We start from the raw sequence: 16543 nt of genomic DNA, 5'->3' as shown, positions 1-16543 counted from the left end.
CAAAGCACCTATCCTATGAACAACGATAAGCTCTATAACCACGTATATTTTATTGGTATTGGTGGTATTGGCATGAGTGCCTTGGCTCGCTATTTCCAGGCTAAAGGCTCCTTGGTTGAGGGGTACGATCTGACCCCTAGTCCACTCACCGAGGCTTTACAACGGGAAGGGATCTCTGTACACTACACCGATGATCCGGAGTATCTTGCCCGTTGTGCTTTTCCTCTAGCAACCACACTCGTTGTGTACACACCGGCTGTTCCTGACCATTTGGGAGAGCTACAATACTTCAGACATGAGGGTTACCGAGTGGTAAAACGGAGCGAAGCCTTGGGAGCTGCCGTGCAAGACGATCGTCTTCTCGCCGTGGCCGGGACGCATGGAAAGACTACAACATCCTCGCTTCTTGCCCATATTTTACACAACAGTAAGGTAAAAACAAATGCTTTTTTGGGAGGGATTAGTGCCAATTATCAGTCTAATCTACTGCTGGACTCAGCGAGTCCCTATGTAGTAGTAGAGGCTGACGAGTACGACAGATCTTTCCTGCACCTATACCCCTATATCGCGATAGTCACCTCCATGGATCCCGACCATTTGGATATCTATGGGACTCCCGAAGGTTATCGTGAAGGCTTTGCCCAATTCATCCGACAAATAAAACCGGGAGGAACCCTAATCTATAAGAAGGGTATCACCTCCACCACCTCCACCCAAGAGGCAGTCAAGTGCTATACGTATGCTATGGGCGAGGTAGCCGATAGTTACTCCGACAATATCCACTTCGATGAGGGACGTCTCTTTTTCGATTGGCACTTCCCGGAGCGAGGCATAGAATTCAAGAATCTAGAATTAGGAGTACCTATTACCATCAATGTAGAGAATGCTACAGCAGCTCTCACCGCAGCCTGCCTATTAGGAGTAAGCGAAACAGAACTCCGTTCTGCACTAGCCTCTTTCCGTGGCATTCACCGCAGATTTGAGCGTTTGCTAGATACACCTAGTAGAGTGCTCATAGATGATTATGCCCATCATCCTGAAGAGCTAAGAGCCTCCATAGCCTCTGTACGAGCACTCTACCCCCACGACAAGATAACGGGGATCTTCCAACCTCACCTATACTCACGTACACAAGATTTTTATCCTGAGTTTGCCGAGGTTCTTTCGGAGCTAGACGAAGTTATCTTACTACCTATCTACCCGGCACGAGAAGAACCCATACCGGGGGTTTCTTCCTCTCTTATTTTAGATAAAGTTTCCACAGCAGAGAAATCTTTAATCCCTAGAGAAGAATTGGTAGAAAGACTACGAGAGAGAGAGAATCTTAATCGAGTAATCCTAACACTAGGCGCCGGGAATATCGATCGTATTGTAGCTCCGCTGCGAGATATGCTCCAGGAGCGAAATTAAATGTCCTTGAGAATGAATCGTAAATTATTTTTCTTCATCGTAGGACTGCTCCTAATTGCTACTCTCATCACCCTGGCAATCACTACGCATCGCGATCGCAGTCACATCCATATCGTCAAGTATGTTGCCAACATAGAGAGAATAGAAGGTGCTGCCAATATAGACGAAGAGGATGTAATACATGAGCTGCAACAGATGTTCCCAAGTGGGAAAACTAAAAGTATAGACTCGATTGATGTGCATAAGATTGAGGAAAAACTAAAACAAAACGGACTCTTCGAAAAAGTAAATGTCTACTATACCCTAGAGGGAGAGTTGCATGTGGATATTACCCCCGCAGAGCCTGTGTTCTTAGTAGTTAGCGATGACAAAAGCTATTATGTATCGAAAGCTCATAAATGCATCCCTGCAGAACAGCTAGGGAAGTACTCACAACCCCTACTTGTGGTATATGGAGCTGTAGATGAGCAGGAGGCTACGGGAGAAATCTATGATCTCTGTAATCTCATTTCGTCCGACGCCTATTGGAGTAGCTTTTTCACGGGCATCCGAGTGCAACCTGGGAGCAAAAATGTAGTAGCCGACACACAATACGATCACCTCTCCATCAACTTTGGTTCGATGGGCGATTGGAAATATAAATTGTGGCAACTTCGCACGTTTATAGACCAAGCCATTCCCAAGGTAGGTTGGCAGGCCTATAGTCAGATCTCTCTTGAGTATCCCAACCGCATTACAGCCACCGAACGCATTTCCTCCCAAAGAGAGGAAAATAAATGGGATGGAGTAAGTCTAAAAACGAGAGCCCTCTCGCTTTTAGTAGTCCTACCCCATCACAAAACACACCATACACTTCAATAATCAAATAATGAAACGACAAGTTATGAACAAGATTATCAAAACCTTCCTATGTATTCCCTTTGCTCTTGTGGTACTTCTTACCACATCTTGTCTCAAACCGGAGCCTTGCAATAGCACTTTTCAGTTCGAGCAAGAGAGCGTCACGCTTAAAGTGGGCGAAGAAGTTACACTACAACTCAGTGGATACGTTTCTAAGAAAACTCAGATTTCTTGGAGCGTAGAAAAGCCCAATGTTGCCTCTGTGGATAATGGGACTGTACGTGCCTTGCATGCCGGTACTACTCTGGTATATGCAGAAGCCACCATCAATGGGGTAAAGAAAACGGCCCAATGTACCATAATTGTACCCTCAGAAGGCCCCCAATTTACAGACCCCAATCTTCCTAAGAGGATCCTACAGCTCCACCCCGAGATTGACACAAATAAGGATGGAGCAATCTCTCCGGAAGAGGCTCTTCTGCTCACCGAATTGAATCTAGCGATCGAGGATAAGACAAAGGCAACAGCAGAGGAAAAAATCACCAGTGTTGAGGGGATTGAATTATTCAGCAACCTCACCTCTCTCAACCTTAAGAACCAATTTATCAAGGATGCTAGCCCTATAGAGGCTCTCACAAAGCTCGAAAAGCTCTACATCACTTACACCGAGATCCCCTCTATACAAGTAAAGGGTATGCCGGCATTGCGTGACCTCCGTCTCTTTGGCAATAAGAACTTGACGGCGATTGATGTTAGAAGCAACACTAAGCTCGATACTCTCTATATCCAAGACACTCAGCTCTCAGAGATCGATCTAACCAATAATAAAGAGCTTATAGACCTCAACCTAAACCGCACTAAGCTTACTCGTCTCATCCTTGCAGACCTTCCCAAGCTCAATCAAGTCCTTGCCGTTAAGTGCGAGATTTCGACTATTTTATTCCAGGGGTTACCCACTATTGAAAAAATCTACATCGATAACAACCAACTAACGAGAGTTGCATTGAAAGACTTGCCAGCCCTCATGCACCTAAGTGTTTATAGCAATAAGTTGCAGACTCTTGAGCTAGACCTACCCAAACTCATGTTTCTACATGCCCACGAAAATGAGCTAAGGTCAGTCGATCTCAGCAAGCTTCCGATGCTCTTCCATCTTGATATTGATAAGAACCCCCTCGTCAAGATCGATTTGTCGACCAACAAAATAATACGCGACTTGAGAGCTGACAATACTCCCTCACTCGAAGAGATCAATCTAAGAAATGGCGAGTATAACGAAGATGCCCAGTACGAAATCAAAGAAGGCAATACGGGTCTCAAGAGGGTATTGGTGGATAGCGGAGATGAAGAAACACACCTACGTAACCTATTCCCTGCCGGTTCTGGTGTAGCTATCCTAGCCCAATAAACGATTCCGTTCCCATTTGGGAGAGAATACACAAAAGCCTCTCGCTCCATATTTGGGGTGAGGGGTTTTTCGGTTTATAGGGGATCTTTTGCAAAAAACGCTACCTTCTCCCCTCTTCGTTTCCGCCTTTTAGTAGCTATCATATGGCTAAGTCTAATATTCTTATTACCTTTGTGGGCGGAAAAATCCATCGGGATGTAGCACAGTTGGTAGCGCGCCACGTTCGGGACGTGGAGGTCGGAAGTTCGAGTCTTCTCATCCCGACCAACAAATAGGAAGACGTGTTGAGTAAATCTTTATTCAGCACGTCTTTTTTAGGCCTCCTCTCTGGAGGGCTTCTCAATACCCCTTGTAATCATTGGCCGAAAAAAACGTACAAAACGGCATTAATTGGACATTTTGTCTGATAAATCAGGGCAAGGCATATTTTTTGTATCTATTTTTTGCAAATAATAAAGCATTGACCTATGGAAACTCAAAACAGACAATCAACGACTCAGCAACAGAGTGCTCTCAGCCTTTACGCTCGCGACCTTTGTCAAGCTGCTAGTGCGGGAAAGCTAGATCCCGTAATAGGGCGTGATGACGAAATTCGCCGTGTGTTGCAAATATTATCCCGAAGAACAAAAAACAACCCCATCTTAATCGGAGAGCCGGGGGTGGGTAAAACAGCCATTGTAGAGGGGCTTGCACATCGTATTATTCGTGGTGACGTACCAGAGAATCTTCGAGACAAAAAGATATTCTCCCTCGACATGGGAGCCCTCATTGCAGGGGCTAAATATCAGGGCGAATTCGAAGAACGCCTCAAAGGGGTCGTACACGAAGTGGTGGAAAGCCAGGGACAAATTCTCTTGTTCATCGATGAGATTCACACCCTAGTAGGAGCCGGTAAAAGCTCCGGAGCCATGGATGCGGCCAATATTCTAAAGCCGGCTTTAGCCCGAGGCGAACTACGTGCTATCGGAGCAACTACTCTAGACGAATACCGAAAGTATTTCGAAGTGGATAAGGCCTTGGAGCGCCGATTCCAAATGGTAATGGTCTCAGAACCCGACGAACTTGCCTCTATCTCCATTTTACGTGGGCTCAAAGAGCGTTACGAGAATCACCACAAAGTCCGTATCCTCGATGAGGCCATTCTATCCGCAGTACATCTATCACACCGCTACATCACAGACCGATTTTTGCCGGACAAAGCCATTGACTTGATAGACGAAGCGGCTGCACGACTACGTATTCAAATCGACTCTCAACCCGAAGAGTTAGACGAAATAAGTCGACGTGTCAAGCAACTTGAGATTGAACGCGAAGCAATCAAGAGGGAGCACGACAAGGAAAAAGTGTCTCAGCTCTCCCAAGAGATTGAAGAGCTCCGTAAACAAGAAAGCGAACTATCATCTCGCTGGAATAAGGAGAAGACGATCATCAACACCATCCAGCAATTGAAGTCCGACAAGGAGCAACTTTCCATTCAAGCTGATAAGGCCGAGCGGGAAGGGGATTATGGCAAAGTAGCAGAGATCCGCTATGGTAAGATACGAGATATTGATGCCCGAGTAGAAGAAGAACGAAAGAGATTAGAGGAGATACGCTCAGGAGAACCTCTTATCAAAGAAGAGGTGGGCAGCGACGAAATTGCCGAAATTGTAGCAAAATGGACCGGTATACCCGTGAATCGTATGCTTATGAGTGAGCGAGAAAAGCTACTCCACCTAGAGGAAGAATTGCACAAGAGGGTGGTTGGACAAGACGAAGCTATACGCGTGGTTTCCGATGCTGTACGTCGCTCTCGTGCCGGTCTACAAGACCTCCGTCGCCCTATCGGAAGCTTCATATTCTTGGGTACCACAGGAGTCGGAAAGACCGAACTTGCCAAGGCTATGGCTGAGGTGCTTTTCGATGACGAAAGCATGATGACTCGTATTGATATGAGCGAATATCAAGAGAAGTTCAGTGCCACCCGATTGATTGGTGCTCCTCCAGGGTATGTTGGATACGAAGAAGGCGGACAGCTTACCGAAGCCATACGACGCAAGCCCTACTCTGTGGTTCTATTCGATGAAATCGAAAAAGCACATCCCGATGTATTCAATCTTCTGTTGCAGGTTTTAGACGATGGTCGTCTAACAGACAACAAGGGGCATGTAGTCAATTTCAAGCATACGATCATCATAATGACGAGCAACTTAGGGAGCTACGAGATTAACCAAAAGTTCGCCCACATTACCCCGGAGAATAGGGAAAGAGTAGAAGAAGAGGCTCGAGAAGAGGTTTGGGCTATCCTCAAAAAAAGTATCCGACCCGAGTTCCTCAATCGTATTGACGAAGTCGTAATGTTTAAGCCCCTCACTGCACAAGAGATTGCAAGCATCGTACGTCTACAGCTACAGTCTATTGGCGCACTCCTAAAGAGTAGCGACATAGAGCTGACTTACTCAGACGCTGCCGTTGCTCGACTCACAGAGCTGGGATATAGCCCTGAGTTCGGGGCACGAGCTCTCAAGCGTGTATTGCAGAGAGAGATCCTCAACGAACTCTCAAAGGCTTTACTGGGGAATAGTGTTGACAAGGAGCGCCCCATCCATATTGATGTGGATGCAGAGACGAAAAAGTTCACGTTTACCAATATCTAAATTTTACAGCCCGTGGAGAAGAAGTCCATGGGCTGTAATTCTTTCTTTTGCCGTCAATAGATTCTCTACCAGAGGGGAAGTAAGAAGTATGTCTTCTAAGAAGAGATTCCGAAACACCCCTCTAGCATACCATTGCTCCCCCTCCTCTTGCTTGAGAGATGGATGAAAGGGGGAGATTATTGTTATTGTTTTTATTACCTTTGTTTTGATGGATAGGAAGTCTCTCTTGGGGGCTTACCTACCCTAAAGGCATCTTATAAGCATAGAGATAGCAACAGATACAAGATGACAGTACAAGACGAATTTAAGCACTTTGCAACCCGTAAGCTAGGGCTCAACAGCAATACCCTACACCATTACATATCCGCAAACGGAGGTTATGTATCCCCTACCATCATAGAAGAACGCCAGCTCAATGTGGCTCAAATGGACGTATTCTCTCGTCTTATGATGGATCGAATCATTTTCCTTGGTGCGGGAGTAGACGATTATACCGCCAACGTAATCCAAGCACAACTACTATTCTTGGATAGCTCCGATCCCGGGAAAGACATTTCTATTTATATCAACTCCCCAGGAGGATCCGTATATGCCGGTTATGGGATCTACGACACAATGCAGTATATCAGTTGCGACGTATCTACTATCTGTACAGGGATGGCCGCTTCCATGGCGGCAGTACTACTAGTAGCCGGCACTCACGGAAAAAGGTTTGCACTACCGCACTCTCGTGTTATGATCCACCAGCCTCTAGGGGGGATGCAAGGGCAAGCTAGTGATATCGAAATCGCAGCAAAAGAGATCTTGCGTGTGAAGGGAGAGCTCTATAAAATCATCTCTGATCACTCCGGGCAACCACTAGAGGTTATTGAACGCGACAGCGATCGGGACAAGTGGATGACGGCCACAGAGGCTCAAACCTATGGCATGATCGACAAGGTCCTTAGCCCCAAACAAAAGAAAGAAGACTGATTGACTTCCATACAGAGAGATAGATAGTACTCCTCCAGAAAAAAGAGAGATGGCTCCTAAAAAGAAAGACAACAATCAGAAACATTGCAGCTACTGTGGACGTGGGGAAGCAGACGTTAACTTCTTGATACAAGGAGAAGAAGGTGTAGCTATATGCGATCTTTGTATCAACGAAATGAACAAGATGATCCGCCAAGCGATGGGCCCCGCCCCTGTAGATAGCGCAGTAGAGAACCCTCCAAAAGCAGATCTATATTTTGAGAAATTACCCCGACCCAAAGATATTAAAGCCTTCTTAGACCAATACGTAGTTGGGCAAGATGCGGCAAAAAAATACCTTTCGGTTGCTGTATACAATCACTACAAACGAGTGCTCCAGGTCCCCAATGACGAAGATATTGAAGTAGAGAAAAGCAATATCATCATGGTAGGGCCCACAGGTACGGGTAAGACACTTCTTGCCCAGACCATTGCACGAATGCTGGACGTACCCTTTGCTATTGCAGATGCTACCGTGCTTACCGAAGCCGGTTATGTAGGCGAAGATATTGAGAGTATCCTCACTCGTCTCTTGCAAGCATGCAACTACGACGAGAAAGCAGCAGAACGTGGGATTGTTTTCATTGATGAGATTGATAAGATCGCACGCAAAAGTGATAATCCCTCTATCACTCGCGATGTAAGCGGAGAGGGTGTGCAACAAGGGCTACTCAAATTGCTTGAGGGGTCTATTATCAATGTACCCCCTGCAGGCGGCCGTAAGCACCCCGATCAAAAGTTCATCCGAGTAAACACTCGTCATATCCTATTTATCTGTGCCGGAGCTTTCGATGGTATCGAACGCAAAATTGCCAACAGATTAAATACGCGCTATATTGGTTATCAAGAAGATGGAGAGCGTACTCATGTAGATCCACAGCATCTTCTCAAACATGTCTCCCACCAAGATCTCAGAGCCTATGGGCTTATCCCCGAGATCCTTGGGCGCCTCCCCATCCTCACCTATCTCGATCCTCTAGAGAGGAGTACCCTCAAGAGCATCCTTACGGAACCTAAAAACTCCATCATAGGTCAGTACGAAAAACTCTTTGCCATGGATGGCATCAAGCTCCAATTCACCGAAGAGGCCCTTGACTATATCGTAGACAAAACGATCAAAGAGGAGCTAGGAGCTAGAGGACTTCGCTCCGTGGTGGAGACAATCATGATGGAAGCAATGTACACCCTCCCGGGTAGTACTGACGTTTCAGAGCTTCTCGTAACACGAGAATACGCACAAGAGCATAGCAAGGAACTGCATATTCGCAATTAGAAGAGAGATTACATTCTATCCCCCACTCCTCTAACATGGATCTAACCCTACTGGCTCATCTCAAAGAGCACTTTGGCTTCGAGACATTCAAGAATCACCAAGAAGAGATTATTTGCGCCCTATTGGAGGGCGAGGATTGTTTTGTGTTGATGCCTACCGGAGGGGGGAAAAGTATGTGTTACCAGTTGCCCGCCCTTATCTCTGAGGGGACGGCAATTATCATCTCTCCTCTCATTGCTCTTATGAAGAACCAAGTAGATGCTTTACGTAGCTACTGTAATGACGACTGTGTAGTGCACTTCTTTAATTCGTCTCTACGCAAGAGTCAAATGGATCTTGTGCGACAAGATACTCTAGCGGGACGTACCAAGCTTCTCTATGTTACCCCAGAGTGTCTCACAAAGGAAGAGAATCAATCTTTCTTACAATCTATTTCTATTTCCTTCTTTGCCATAGACGAGGCTCATTGCATCTCGGAGTGGGGGCACGACTTCCGTCCTGAGTACCGCAAGATACGCCCGATGATCGATGTTATAGGACGTCGTCCTATCATTGCTCTCACGGCAACAGCTACTCCCAAGGTGGAGCACGATATTCTGCGAACCCTGCAAATTCCTCAAGCTCACATCTTCCGATCCTCATTTAATCGACCCAATCTTTTCTACAGCATACTCCCTAAAAATGAGGATGTTGACCGAAATATTGTTCGATTTGTTCTCTCAAACCCTCAAAAAAGTGGCATAGTCTATTGCATGAGTCGGAGCAAAGTCACTACTTTTGCCGAGATTCTTCGAATTAATGGTATCCGTGCCCTTCCTTACCATGCCGGTTTGGATGCACAAGAGCGAGCTGCTAATCAGGATGCATTCCTTAGCGAGGAGTGCCAAGTTATCGTGGCAACCATTGCCTTTGGCATGGGGATAGACAAGCCGGACGTGCGCTTTGTCATTCACTACGATATGCCCAAAAGTCTCGAGGGATATTATCAAGAGACCGGTAGAGCGGGGAGAGACGGAGGAGAGGGAGTCTGTATTGCTTACTACAGCCAAAGCGACATGCAACGGTTGGAAAAGTTTATGCAAGACAAGAGCAATAGTGAGCGAGAGATAGGCAAACAACTGCTTGCCGAAACAAGTAACTATGCCGAGTCCGCCCTATGTAGGCGCAAGCTCCTACTTCATTATTTTGGAGAAGAATACAGAGAGGAGAATTGTGGAAATTGTGACAATTGTACGATGTCAAAAAAGAAATTAAACGCAAGTGAGTGGTTACAATCTCTCATAGAGACGGTACTCGCACTCAAAGAAAAATTCAAAGCAGAATACGTAGTAGACGTGCTACGAGGCGTGAATACTGCGGATACAGAAGCCTATGGCCATACCGAGCTAGAGTGCTTCGGACAAGGAAGTGATGTGGATGCCGATCTATGGCAGTGCGTCATTAGCCAAGCTGTGATAGGTGGTTTTATAGACAAGGATGTCGAGAACTATGGTATCCTAAAGGTAACGGCAAAGGGGAAAAAGTTCCTAAAGAAGCCTACTAAATTCGAGATCGTAATTGATGATCAAGAGGATGATGAGGATGCCATGATGGGTAAGGAGGATGCTTCCGGAGAGGCTGGAGACCCTGAGCTTTTTTCCATCATGAAAGAGTTTCGTAAGACGATGGCTCTACAGCTAAAGGTGCCTGCTTACGTAATATTCCAAGATGCCTCTCTCAAGGCTATGGCCACACTCTACCCCACCACCGAAGAGGAATTACAAAACATTCCCGGTGTAAGTTCGAGTAAGGTAAAGCGCTACGGTGCCGAATTCCTCAAGCTCATCCGCAAACATGTGGAGGAGAACGAAATAGAGCGCCCCATAGACTTCCATGTGCGTACCATCCCCAATAAGTCTAAGATCAAGCTCTCAATTATTGAGCAAATTGACCGCAAGGTATCACTCGAAGACATCGCTTTCTTCAACAACTTAGAGATCGACGAACTCCTCACTGAGTTGGAAGAAATCGTATATTCCGGAACGGGCATCAATATCGACTATGCCATCAAAGAAATAATGGATGATAGTGATGTTTTGGAGGTGTACACCTACCTCAAGCAATCTGAGACTGACTCCATTGATGCTGTACTCGATGAGTTTGGCGATGTTTATTCGCTAGAGGAGCTACGCCTTATCCGCATCAAGTTCATATCCGAGCAGGCCAATTAACCTAGCCCAACCCCCATTTCTCTAAGCAACAAAGAAAATGAAAAGACTCAACTCACTACGCCCTTGGATCCTAGCTATCGGGCTATCATGTGTCTCCATATGCACCCTATTGGCTCAGCAAGTCATAGACGAAGTCGTTTGGATGGTGGGGGATGAAGCTATCCTTCGCTCCGATGTAGAATATCAAAAGCTACGCCTTCTCTCTCAAGGTGTACGCCTAGATGCCAACTCAGAGTGCGCTATACCGGAGCAACTTGCCGTGCAAATGCTCTTCCTCAACCAAGCAAAAATTGATAGCATCACGGTAGATGATGCGATGATCAATCGCTACGTAGAAGCCAATATCCAGGGAATGATAGCGGAAGTGGGTTCTAAAGAAAAACTCGAAGAGTACTTCAATAAGAATCTAACACAGATTAGAGAGGACCAGAGACGACAAGCAAAAAGCGGAGAGATCGTGCGTGCCATGCAGCAGAAACTCGTGTCGAACATCTCGGTAAGTCCCTCCGAAATTCGTGCTTACTTTGCCTCTATTCCTACAGACTCTCTACCCTATATCCCTACCCTACTAGAGGTGCAAAAGGTTGTGCGCAAGCCTATTGTAAAGCTATCGGAGATCGATCGTATCAAACAAAAGCTTCGCGAATACTCAGAAGAGGTTAACTCCGGAAAATCTTCGTTCTCCACTCTTGCTCGCCTATACAGCGAAGACACTCGTACCGCCCTCAATGGTGGAGAATATGGCTTTGTGGCGAAGACGAGTCTGGAAAATGAGTTCGCTCGCATTCTCTTCGATATGCCCAACAATAAACGTGTTTCTCCCATTATCCAAAGTGAAGAGGGCTATCATATCGTACAAATCATAGAAAAACGTGGCGATCTTATCAACTTCCGTCACATTCTCTTACGCCCCAAAGTTTCTGACGAAGCCCTTGAAACAGAGGTTATAAAGCTCGACAGTATCGCCGGACAGATAACGAGTGGTACCCTCACCTTTGAGGATGCTGTTGCTAAATATTCGCAAGACGAAGACACCAGTAATAGCAATGGACTTCTCGTGAATGCCAACTACCAAAGCACCTATTCCGGTAGTTCTTTCTTCCCCCTTGAAGAGCTTCCTCAGGATATCAGCCGAGAAGTGGCCAACTTGAAGGTAGGAGACGTATCTCGCGCTTTCGTCATGATCAACGACAAAGGCAATAGAGAAGTCTTGATTGTAAAGCTTCGTAATAAGTATGATGCTCACCGCGCCACGCTTACCGAAGACTATCAAACGATCAAGGAAATGGCTCTACAGAAAAAGCGAAACCAGGAATTGGACGATTGGGTGCGCACACAACAACTCAAAACATTTATCGAAGTTGCTGAGGGCTATCGCAATTGTGACTTCAAGTATCCAGGTTGGATTCACGATAATAAATAACCGAACAAAGATCACACAAAAGCCATTCTCCCATCCTGAAGAGCATGGATTGATCCCTATTTCGATAGAGAATGTCGAACAAAGACTCTCACCCCCACACTAAAGGGCACTCACGGTGGCAAATTTCCACGGTGGTGCTCATTGGTTTGTTTATTCTCTTCTCTTCATTTGCTCTCGTGCCCCCTCCTCCCACCCTAGGGGGTAATATGCAAGAAAAAGGGACGCGGCGTATCATCCTTGATCATGCAGATCGCCTAGAGTATAATGCCGAATTGAGCCCCGGAGTACAGCGGCTTGTTGGCAATGTGCAGTTGCGCCATCTCAATTGGCTAATGACCTGCGATAGCGCCTTCCTAGACCAAGAGACAGATCAATTTGAGGCTTTTGGGAATGTAGAAATACATGAGGGGGACTCTATAACCATCCTATCAAAGTATCTCAATTATGATGGGATAGCCCGCTTTGCAAGGCTCAGAAACACCGTAGAACTTCGCAACTCCACGGCTACCCTCTACACCGATAGTCTAGACTATGACAGAGTCGCAGGCAAAGGGTATTACTTCGATACCGGTACCATTGTAGACTCGCTCAATACCCTAACCTCCGTCTATGGGGAATATACCCCTGGTACAGACGAAGCTATCTTTAGGGATGCCGTAGAGCTTGTCAATCCCGACTTTACCCTAAACACAGACTATCTCGTCTACAATACGCGAACCAAGATCGCAGTATACGATGGGCCTACACATATTGTCTCAGACTCCGGTCACATCGAAAGTATGCGAGGTGTCTACGACACACAACAAGACCTAGGTATCCTACTCGACCGCTCTACAGTGTACAACACTCATGGTACCGTAGAGGGGGATTCTCTACTCTACGACAATAGGCTAAAGTTTGCAGAAGCCTTTGGCGATATGGTGCTCATCGATACTGTAAACCAAGCCATACTCAGAGGAGAATATGGCTACTACGACGAAAATAAAGAGTATGCTTTTTCTACCCAACACGCTTGGCTAACAGATTACTCAAAGCCCGATACCCTCTATATTGGAGCCGATACTCTTGAGTTAATCACACGAAAGCAGGAACCCAAAGATATCCGTATAACGCGCGCCTATCACAATACAAGAGTATATAGAAATGATGCCCAAGCAGTTGCAGACTCACTGCATTACTTCTCTATGGACTCTACAATGTCGCTCTACGGAGCCCCTATTCTCTGGAGAGATAGCTTGCAACTCGAAGGCGACACAGTACGGTTGTACTTTGCCGATGACACACTACACCATGCAACAGCATGGCTCAACGCAAAGGCCATGCGGCTATTGGAGGAGGACAAGTTTGAGCAAATCAAGGGGGACTCTCTCATCACATTCTTTGCCGATAGTACCATACGAGAGATACAAGCCCACGGAGAGGTTGAGATGGTGTACTATGCCCTGCAAGAGTCCATTAAGCACTACTATGCAGTGGGCCGCATAAAGTCTCCTCACCTATATGCCTACCTAGCTGCAGATACTCTACAAAAAACGATTTGGCAAGGACCGGCCTCAGGAGGCATTCACCCTATTGAGAGTGTAAGCCCCGACATATCTAGGATTAGCGGCTTGGTTTGGCAGCCGGAGAAGCGCCCCAAGTCTCCCGACGATCTATTTGCCCAAGAGCTAGACTCATTAGGGGCCCCTATACCCTATACCCATCCTCACACCTCTGCCCTTCGGGGCTTTAGTGGCGCACAGGCTGCCCTGGCCGCTTACCAACTTCTAGACAAAGAGGTAGAGAGGATAGAGACTCAGCAAGCCTCTCTAGAGAAGAAAGAGTCTCAAGACGAAGAGAGCGACAAGGAGCAAGAAGAGACGCTAAGTCCATACATTTGCCGCCCCGATGACAATACGCCCTCTTGGCAGGCTCCCCAGCCTCTCGATATTTTCAATAATGCAATGAAACAATTATGGGACTCTTTTTCTTCTTCAACAACCAACGAGCAAGACGCTTCGAACACAAGCCAATCTACTGGAATCAAGAGCGAGAAGCCCTAGAGGACCGGGTAGCACGCATCCGAAAAGAACTTGAAGAAAATGGAGAGATCTCTCCCGACAAAGAAGTAGACCTCTACAATACGGAGACTCTTTTGGGGAAACAACTTGCCGAGAACGAGGCTAAGAAGAAGGCACAAACGGAGGAGCATCGTACTCAATTTGCCGATGAACTACACTCTTCTATGTTGCAAAACATGCGCCATCTTAGTCAGCAAGAAGAGAAAGGGATATCGGGCACAGGGAGAATAAATGAAATACTAAAGATCCTGCTTGTACTCCTTGTTTTGGGGGTAGTGGTTTGGTTTCTCTATTATAAATAATGAGCGATATAATACATGTACTCCCCGATAGTATTGCCAACCAGATAGCGGCAGGGGAAGTTATTCAACGTCCTGCATCTATCCTCAAAGAGTTGGTCGAAAACTCTCTTGATGCGGGAGCAAAGCGTATTGTCGTAGAGGTAGAAGAGGCAGGAAAGGCAAGCCTCAAGGTTACAGACGATGGGTGCGGCATGTCTCAAATGGATGCCCGCATGGCCTTTGAGCGTCATGCGACCAGCAAGATCTCTGATGTCCAAGACCTCTTTTCTCTCCGCTCAATGGGATTCCGAGGGGAGGCCCTAGCCTCCATCGCCTCCGTTGCACAAGTCGAGCTAACAACACGACGTGCCGAAGACGAAATGGCTACCCAGCTGACACTGAATGGCTCCGATATTGTAAACGTGCGCAACGTTGCAGCCCCCGTAGGGAGTAGTTTTATGGTACGAAATGTCTTCTTCAATGTACCGGCACGTAGGCGCTTCCTCAAGTCGAACCAAACGGAACTGAAACACCTTATAGAGCAATTCGAGCGCATCGTATTGGTCTATCCCGGTGTCTCTTTCTCCTTTTATAGTGATGGCAACCTCACGCTCAACCTACCAGCCACCACGCAACGGCGCCGTATCACCGATACGCTAGGGCAATCTGTAGATAAGGGGCTAATTTCCATCCATTTCGAAAACGAGATTTCCAATATCAACGGATTCGTTTCCCTACCGGACAGCGCCAGGAAACGAGGTGCGGAGCAATATCTGTTTGTCAATGGGCGATATATGCGCCATCCCTACTTCCATCGTGCCATCCTCTCTGTGTACGAGAAGTTACTCTCCCCCGGCTACGCTCCCAATTATTTCCTTTTCTTTTCCATCGATCCCTCTCGTATCGATGTAAACATACACCCCACCAAAACGGAAATCAAGTTCCTCGACGAGCAAGCCATCTTCAAGCTCCTAGCCATTGCCATTCGGCAGTCTCTGAGCACCACTATGGCGGTGCCGACCATCGATTTTGAGCAAAAACACATTGTAGATATCCCCATTTACTCAGGGAAACAACAAGAGATACTCCCCTCTCCCGAGCAACCTTTGGATCCGAATTACAATCCGTTTAATTCCACAGACCTACCCACTACACAGTCAAATAGCAAGGGGTATTCGGCCCCCTCTCGGCGCCCGAGGGTGGATTGGAAGTCTATGTTCGAGAGCTTTGAGCAACACAAAGAAAATAGGGCTGCCACTCCTCCTCAAAAAGAAGCTGCCCCAATTTCTCCGGAAAACTGCCCGGGTTCTCAAAAAAATCTACCCAGCAATCAACTTTTTTCTACCCAAGAAAGTTTTTCTTCTCAGGCAGTAAATCCCGAGAAAACTCCCTGCTTTCTCCATGGCAATAAATACATAGTTAGTTCGATCAGCAGAGGGGTTGTTCTCATCGACTACAAGCGGGCCCAACAACGGATTATCTACGAAGAGGTAAAAAGGGAGTTCGCCAAAGAGGGAAAAGAACACGCAACCCGTAAGCTACTTTTCCCCGAGTTATGTCTCTTCCCCACAAAGGATATTGCTCTAGTGGATGCCCTTCTTCCCGAATTAGAATCCATCGGATTTGAAATTTCTTCGCTTGGGGGGGGGAGCTATTCCATCTTAGCTGTACCGGAAATGGTAGAGACTGATGCCAAAGAGCTCGTCGAGCAAATCGTCTCCGATGCCCTAGAGCAATCTATCTCTACTAAGGAGGCTCTTGTAGAAATACTCGCCATCAAGCTATCTAGCTACAAGGGAGCAATTAGTAGCCATCCGCTCTCTCCGGAGGGGATCGAGGCTCTTATCGCCAAACTATTCTCTTGCCAAGAGAGTACGTACACCCCACAGGGAAAGCTCATCATGCGGGTATTGTCTAACAACGAAATAGAGCAGAGCTTCGACTAAAGGCCCTCGCTATTCACTCCTCTTCCTGCTCCAATTCAGAACAAA

Annotated in this window: 11 protein-coding genes and 1 tRNA gene; all 12 read left to right on the top strand. The window is 46.7% G+C overall.

The window, feature by feature from the left end; genetic code table 11:
• Positions 1-15: 15 nt before the first annotated feature.
• The 12 genes from murC to mutL all read left to right on the top strand — a co-directional run bounded on the left by murC (position 16) and on the right by mutL (position 16498).
• Entirely contained in the window at positions 16-1410 is a 1395-nt protein-coding gene (gene murC / locus Q0090_RS02085) for a UDP-N-acetylmuramate--L-alanine ligase (protein ID WP_297946971.1), read from the top strand.
• 12 nt (positions 1411-1422) lie between these two features.
• Positions 1423-2271 carry a hypothetical protein gene (locus Q0090_RS02080; protein WP_297946969.1) on the top strand — a complete coding sequence of 283 codons (849 nt, stop codon included), beginning with the start codon at positions 1423-1425 and terminating at the stop codon, positions 2269-2271.
• Between the two features lie 7 nt (positions 2272-2278).
• Entirely contained in the window at positions 2279-3658 is a 1380-nt protein-coding gene (locus Q0090_RS02075) for an Ig-like domain-containing protein (protein ID WP_297946967.1), read from the top strand.
• Between the two features lie 191 nt (positions 3659-3849).
• Positions 3850-3925: transfer RNA gene (locus tag Q0090_RS02070), tRNA-Pro, on the top strand.
• Positions 3926-4125: 200 nt separating this feature from the next.
• A complete protein-coding gene (locus Q0090_RS02065; RefSeq protein ID WP_297946965.1) occupies positions 4126-6294 on the top strand; it encodes an AAA family ATPase in 2169 nt (722 codons plus the stop codon).
• A gap of 285 nt (positions 6295-6579) precedes the next feature.
• A complete protein-coding gene (gene clpP, locus Q0090_RS02060; RefSeq protein WP_297946964.1) occupies positions 6580-7266 on the top strand; it encodes an ATP-dependent Clp endopeptidase proteolytic subunit ClpP in 687 nt (228 codons plus the stop codon).
• A gap of 49 nt (positions 7267-7315) precedes the next feature.
• Positions 7316-8578, top strand: a complete 1263-nt coding sequence (gene clpX, locus Q0090_RS02055) for an ATP-dependent Clp protease ATP-binding subunit ClpX (protein ID WP_297946962.1) — start codon at positions 7316-7318, stop codon at positions 8576-8578.
• Between the two features lie 35 nt (positions 8579-8613).
• Complete coding sequence (gene recQ, locus Q0090_RS02050) at positions 8614-10788, top strand: DNA helicase RecQ (RefSeq protein WP_297946960.1); 2175 nt, start codon at positions 8614-8616, stop codon at positions 10786-10788.
• A 37-nt stretch (positions 10789-10825) separates the two neighbouring features.
• Positions 10826-12211 (top strand): peptidylprolyl isomerase, encoded by a 1386-nt coding sequence (locus Q0090_RS02045; RefSeq protein WP_297946958.1) that lies wholly within the window; start codon positions 10826-10828, stop codon positions 12209-12211.
• A 71-nt stretch (positions 12212-12282) separates the two neighbouring features.
• Positions 12283-14253, top strand: coding sequence for an OstA-like protein (locus tag Q0090_RS02040; protein WP_297946956.1), 1971 nt, complete (start codon positions 12283-12285; stop codon positions 14251-14253).
• Positions 14166-14573, top strand: a complete 408-nt coding sequence (locus tag Q0090_RS02035) for a hypothetical protein (protein WP_297946954.1) — start codon at positions 14166-14168, stop codon at positions 14571-14573. Before Q0090_RS02040 ends, Q0090_RS02035 begins: the two co-directional genes overlap by 88 nt.
• Positions 14573-16498, top strand: a complete 1926-nt coding sequence (mutL, locus tag Q0090_RS02030; protein WP_297946953.1) for a DNA mismatch repair endonuclease MutL — start codon at positions 14573-14575, stop codon at positions 16496-16498. The genes Q0090_RS02035 and mutL overlap by 1 nt, the downstream gene beginning before the upstream one ends.
• Positions 16499-16543 lie beyond the last annotated feature (45 nt).

It is taken from the genome of uncultured Porphyromonas sp. (genome assembly GCF_938023125.1).
Classification (GTDB): domain Bacteria; phylum Bacteroidota; class Bacteroidia; order Bacteroidales; family Porphyromonadaceae; genus Porphyromonas.
This window is presented reverse-complemented; position numbering and strand designations above follow the sequence as displayed.